This window comes from Salinicola sp., from assembly GCF_982684285.1.
Genome location: NZ_CEXLVS010000160.1, coordinates 1 through 5,140, shown reverse-complemented (window position 1 = coordinate 5,140; position 5,140 = coordinate 1). Strand labels below are relative to the sequence as shown.

The window sequence follows — 5,140 nt, the reverse complement described above, 5'->3', positions numbered from 1 at the left end:
AGCATCGAGTGGGGTTACCTCAACAGCGGGGTCCACGACTCGCAGCGCGACCATGAATTCGATCGTGCCACCGTACGGACAATTGTCGAATCTGTCACGGCATTGGACGCAGCGTTGGAGGGGCTAATCAATCGCTAGTTGGATGGCCTCACTACACCTCATGCGAAAAATGCTCTGGAGCATGCCACTCTAATAGTCATTCTAGAAACATAACAGGTAGGTGCTCTGATCTCAGTCCACTTTGAGGCGGAAGCAGGCTTCGCCGAGCGACCGCTATTGATCGATAGCAGGAAGGTATTCACCCTTGAGCTGAATGGGAGGAGCGCGAAGGACTGAAACACATATCAGCAACTATCGAAATAGGCGCAGCCCTTTGGCCCTTTCCCTCGCCCGACCCTTTGGGGTTGGGTGGTCCTATTCAAACAACCGGATAACCCCCTTCCCCTTACTCACCCTTCCCTTCCAGCCCTTTCGCCGTAACCTTTTCCCTTTCTCGGGAACCTATTCCCAAGAGCTTAAATCACGCGGAAGCTGGCCGTGGGGATCATAGGCAGCAAGCTTGTCCTGATCGTTCAGAGCTTCCGTGAAGAGCACTAGGTTCGTGCCCTCGGGCCGTGCCAAAGAGGGGAAGAGAATGCCCTTGGCGCCGATCTCGAGGACCATGTCCCCAATGAGCCAGGATGGCGGTTCGACGCGCTGGTTGAACCAAATTCGTCGCCAGTCGCAGTAGAGTTCCTGCCACAGCGGGTCCCAGTCACCGCTGTATCCCTCTCGAAAGTCGACCAGACCGAAAACCTCCACTTCATAGCTCACGATCAAGCCCGGCGGCATCAGCGCGGTTAGTTGCTTGTATTCAGCGATGGCAGTGGCCTCATCCAGCGCAAGATAGAGGGCTGGGAGCCCTACTCTGTTCAAGCGCCCTCCATGTTCCCTCGCTCCCGTGCCGCTTGTCGGCATGAACGCCCATTTGGGATCGTGGACGCGATAGGCCACCGAGGCGAAATGCAAAAGCTCGATCATCCAACTACCCCAGCCTGGAGAGATCGAATGTAGCGCAGCAAATCATCACTCCTCCCATCGCTGACCAGTTCCTCCGCAGTCTGATAATCAAAAGTACTGATGGGCTCGTTGCGAAACCAGAAAAGCGCACCGGGAAAGTCGCCGTTGATGTCGGTTGCTGCTGCCAGGACCCGGATGGCGTCACGCAGAAAGGTTTGCAGCTTCTCTGCCCCCGCCGCGCGGGCGATGGTCGTGCGGTGGACATGCGCTCGGCTTGCCAGCGCCTGGATGTCCATGCTGAGAGCGCTGGCGAACAGGCGAGGACTGATGATCGGCTGACCATCCGGCCGCGCCGCCGTCTTGAGATCCTGCAAGAATCGTTCGAAACTTTCTGGCGCTCGGTAGTCGCTCGACTCGATGGGATCACGAAGGGCTTCAGCGGTCATGACACTCTCCTCGATGCTATATGGCATCTTTTATGCTTCATAAATGCATCATAGCACTATTCGTGAGCATGACTAGTTGCGCATCCCGCAGCCAAAATTGCACTGGAACAGCGACAGCGCTAATCTGGAGCTAATGTTCAATGTCCATGGGAGAAACCCCCATGAAGCTCTCCGAACTCGTCACGACACCCAAAGGCCGTAAAGCCACCGCGAAGCTCGCGTGGGATCTCAGCAAGATCACCGGCAAGGTTGCGGTAGCAGGCGCGGCTGGATTGGGCGCGGCGCTCTATGGAGCCGCCGCTTCAAACTCCTCAAAGCCGATGCACTCTGAATCTGGGAAGTTTTACCCGGACGTAACTCCAGATGGCTACGGCTATGGACCGACAGGGTATGGTTATTACTCCGGTGGAGTAATGGTTGACGAAGACTGAGAGCGACAATTCCCCGAACTCAGTACTCGGCCAATCATTTCTTTGTTGCAAATTTCTCTGCCATATCACTTGCTTTATCGCCGGCTCCCTTCGCTCCAGAGGTGCCGCTTTTGAGACCACCCTCTACACCTTGCCCAACTTTCATCCCCGCCCAGCCAAGCGCTGCCACCCAAATCCCTGGTAGTATCAGGAACGTCGCCCACTCGACGAAGATCAATACCAGCTTGTCGTAGCCGTTCTGTGCGGCCGCGACGAACGACATCTTGGCCGCTTCCGAGCTGTAGAGCAGGTTGATCAGGTTCGCGTTGATCCAGCGCGCCAGCTCCCACCAGAAGGTCAGGAACCAGAGCGCGAACAGCCCGAAACTCGCTGTGCCAGCCACCTTGAACGAGTAGCCCGAGATCGTCATCACGAATGGCAGACAGATCACCACGGCCATGATCAGGATGTACTGCACCATCGGCAGCGCGCGCTTGAGCATGTCCATGCCGGCCTTGCCAAGAACGGCTCCCATGGCACCACCAACGCCACCGGCGACCATGGATAGCCCGTCTTCGACGCTCGTCCCATCCAGGTTGCCATATCCGGTAACGGCAATGTCCTGGTTGCCGTTCGCGGATCCCGCGCGGTTGCTGATCAGGCGACGAATGACCTCACCCTCGGCGTCGGTCGCCGAGAAGATCGAACGAAGGCCGTCCCAGATGCCCGGATCGACCTGGTCATGCAGACGGGCGTAAAGGCCGCTCTCGCTGTTTTCCCACCACTGCCGACAGCTGGGATACCCAGGACGTCCGGGGCCGGTACCGGGACGTGCCTGATCGCGGTTGGCATCGTAGGGAAAATCCTCCACCGGCCGGCCGGCATAGAACGAGTCGTAGTAGCCAGGCGTATTCAGGAAGAACTCACTGCCGAGCCAATCGACGTCCTGCCCCTCGAGCGCTTCGATCGTGCCGCCCTGCTGGAACAGCCGGTTGCGCGCCGCGCCATAGCACTGCCGCTGGAACTCGCCCAACTCCCGCTTGAGTCCAGGGTCGGTGATCGACTGGGCGTCGATCTCGGAGGTGATGGCCTGCAGGTCCGGGCTGCAGGGGATGCTCGAGACGGCGACGTTGGTCACGCCCTTCGAAACAGCGTGCACCAGCGCCCACCAGAGCGGGATCTCGGCAGACTGGCCGTCAATCGCGTTGAGGGTGTTGCTCCCCCACTGGCCCTGCCCGATGACGGCGACACTGCACGACTCCCCGCTACCATTGGTCCGCTCAACGGCATTCACCGGGTTGAACGACAGGCTCATCATGGGCACGCAGGTGAACGCGTAGCAGATGATCATGGCATAGAGCCGGGTCTCGATGCGGGCAATCAACAGCACCCCCTTGTTGCCCTCGTCCTCGCCTTCCTGGCGCACCTTGAACCACTCGGAGGCGATCAGGGCGACGAAGGGCACCAGTGCCAGACCTGTCTGCATCAGAGACGACCAGAGGGCGTTGTTCACGACCCACCCGATCATCAGCATGACCATCTCGAAGTAGTCGCTGACGTTCAGCTCCGCGCTCATGACTCACCTCCTAGCCAGTCGAGCAGATTGAACAGCTCGATAGCGGCCATCACGACCAGCGTCAGAATCTCGAGACGCTTGAGCCGTTCGCGTGCGGCGGCACCGCCGTCCCGGTCTTCGTTGAGGCGCGTGATCACGCGCGGTTTCCAGAGCTTCAGCCAGGCCAGGATGAGGAAGGCATAGCATCCCCATCGCCACAGGAACAGCCAGGGCAGTGCGGCCTGCTTCGCGGCGGAGAAGGCTTCACGGCTACCCATCATCTGGATGGCCAATGACACGATCACGCCGCTGAGCAGGAACACGCCGATCAGCGCCACCACGAAGATGACGGGGAATGGCCATCGCCGAGGATCGATCAGTCGTCTTGGGCGCATCAGTCGTCTCCCTGGAGAGGACGGCCGCGTTCATCGAGCACCGGCGCCGGCAGCGTGGTTTCATCCGGGCTGGAGCCCATCGAGCGATTCGCAGCGCGCTGTAGCGCCTGAAGTGCCGCATTGCTCGACAGCGATTTGCGGATCTCCATTTCACTGCGCAGAAGCTCGATGTCACGATTGAACGAATCGATCTTGCGATCCAGCGCCGTCATACCTTCCTTGTTGCTTTCGATGCCGGGGTCGCTGGAACCGGCCACCAGAGCACGACGAGCCCACATCGCTTTGGTCAACGTTCGGGCCAATGCCATCTCGCTGGCCAGGCGCTGGGCCAGCAGCGGCCCCTGCGGGTCAGAGCGCATGGCCTCGATCACGCCCCGCGAGACGGCCAGGCCGTTGCCGGCAGAAACGTCGTTGAGCTTCGACTGGGTGATCTCGCCACCGTTGAGCATCCCGACCAGGGTGTCGTGAATGTCGCCCTGCTCGTCTTCGAGTTCCCGGATCAGCCCAGTACCCGCGATCGTTTCGGATTTTTCGCAGTCGTTGCAGGTCCGAAGCTCCGTATCGCCCACCACCTTCTTGGTCCACATGGCGGCTTCCTTGGGAGAGCCCCAAATAGTGCACATGCCGCCCTGACAGTCGTTACCGCTGCCGCCGGATCCCCCATTGCCGCCGGCGATACCGCCACCGCCGACCCAGTCGCCGCTCGAGGTCGCGACCGATCCCCATCCGCCGCCACCGCCCGAGACGGACTCCTGGGAGGTAGGATCAGTTCGACCGTGAAGCAGGTTGTATCCGGCAGTCGCGGTGTCTTCGACTACTCGCACAGGTTGTTGACCCGCACCGCCACGCTTACGTCCGTCGATCCACGTCACGCCACCGTTACCGGCCTCGGCCTCGGCGGCTTGCTCGGCGGCCACAATGTCGCCGCTGCCCTGAGACGCCTGATACTGGAAGTTGTCAGCCATCGACGCCTGTCGCATGCCGCCGCTCAAGGTGGCGTCAGCGAGATTTTCAGACATGCGCTGACAGCTGAGCTTGGATCGGTCGAAGTCGAGCCGCCCCTGCATGACACCGTTGGTCAGTAGGTCGTAGAGGGCGGGATTGGAGCGCTGGATGATCATCGCAGGCAGGCTGGCCACCGCGCCGGTGGCATTGGAGACCACGCTGCCCATCATGTTCTGGAAGCCGTTGGTGGCCCCGTTGAGCTGATTGCTCACCGTCGATCCCACGTCGAAGTTGCCGCAGGTCGCGTTCACGTCCCAGCTGACGCCGAGCCCCTGTGCCCTCGGACCATGACCCAGGCCTGCCGAAGCACCGAAGGGCGCGGCACCGCCG

General features: G+C 60.5%; 6 protein-coding genes. 1 reads left to right on the top strand and 5 read right to left on the bottom strand.

Going from position 1 to position 5,140, the window contains the following annotated elements; all coding sequences use genetic code 11:
- Positions 1-501: 501 nt before the first annotated feature.
- Together AC3AYF_RS13905 and AC3AYF_RS13900 are read right to left on the bottom strand one after the other, a co-directional pair.
- Entirely contained in the window at positions 502-1,020 is a 519-nt protein-coding gene (locus tag AC3AYF_RS13905; protein ID WP_295040142.1) for an RES family NAD+ phosphorylase, read from the bottom strand.
- The gene (locus AC3AYF_RS13900; protein ID WP_295040144.1) at positions 1,017-1,445 is read right to left on the bottom strand and encodes a DUF2384 domain-containing protein; all 429 of its coding nucleotides are present in this window, start codon (positions 1,443-1,445) and stop codon (positions 1,017-1,019) included. The genes AC3AYF_RS13905 and AC3AYF_RS13900 overlap by 4 nt, the downstream gene beginning before the upstream one ends.
- A gap of 161 nt (positions 1,446-1,606) precedes the next feature.
- Between AC3AYF_RS13900 and AC3AYF_RS13895 the strand changes: the two genes are divergently transcribed.
- Positions 1,607-1,876 carry a hypothetical protein gene (locus AC3AYF_RS13895; RefSeq protein WP_295040145.1) on the top strand — a complete coding sequence of 90 codons (270 nt, stop codon included), beginning with the start codon at positions 1,607-1,609 and terminating at the stop codon, positions 1,874-1,876.
- Between the two features lie 34 nt (positions 1,877-1,910).
- Here the strand turns inward: AC3AYF_RS13895 and AC3AYF_RS13890 are convergent, their stop codons facing one another.
- From AC3AYF_RS13890 to AC3AYF_RS13880, 3 genes are all read right to left on the bottom strand, one after another.
- Positions 1,911-3,431, bottom strand: a complete 1,521-nt coding sequence (locus AC3AYF_RS13890) for a conjugal transfer protein TraG N-terminal domain-containing protein (RefSeq protein WP_487779879.1) — start codon at positions 3,429-3,431, stop codon at positions 1,911-1,913.
- Positions 3,428-3,805, bottom strand: a complete 378-nt coding sequence (locus AC3AYF_RS13885; RefSeq protein WP_295040149.1) for a hypothetical protein — start codon at positions 3,803-3,805, stop codon at positions 3,428-3,430. The genes AC3AYF_RS13890 and AC3AYF_RS13885 overlap by 4 nt, the downstream gene beginning before the upstream one ends.
- Positions 3,805-5,140 (bottom strand): hypothetical protein (locus AC3AYF_RS13880; protein ID WP_295040150.1); only part of this gene is annotated, 1,336 nt, incomplete at its 5' end. The genes AC3AYF_RS13885 and AC3AYF_RS13880, both read right to left, overlap by 1 nt.

Bases quoted from the DNA above. Each gene is read 5' to 3' on its own strand.
- AC3AYF_RS13905 (WP_295040142.1), bottom strand. From the start codon at position 1,020: ATGATCGAGCTTTTGCATTTCGCCTCGGTGGCCTATCGCGTCCACGAT.
- AC3AYF_RS13900 (WP_295040144.1), bottom strand. From the start codon at position 1,445: ATGACCGCTGAAGCCCTTCGTGATCCCATCGAGTCGAGCGACTACCGA.
- AC3AYF_RS13895 (WP_295040145.1), top strand. From the start codon at position 1,607: ATGAAGCTCTCCGAACTCGTCACGACACCCAAAGGCCGTAAAGCCACC.
- AC3AYF_RS13890 (WP_487779879.1), bottom strand. From the start codon at position 3,431: ATGAGCGCGGAGCTGAACGTCAGCGACTACTTCGAGATGGTCATGCTG.
- AC3AYF_RS13885 (WP_295040149.1), bottom strand. From the start codon at position 3,805: ATGCGCCCAAGACGACTGATCGATCCTCGGCGATGGCCATTCCCCGTC.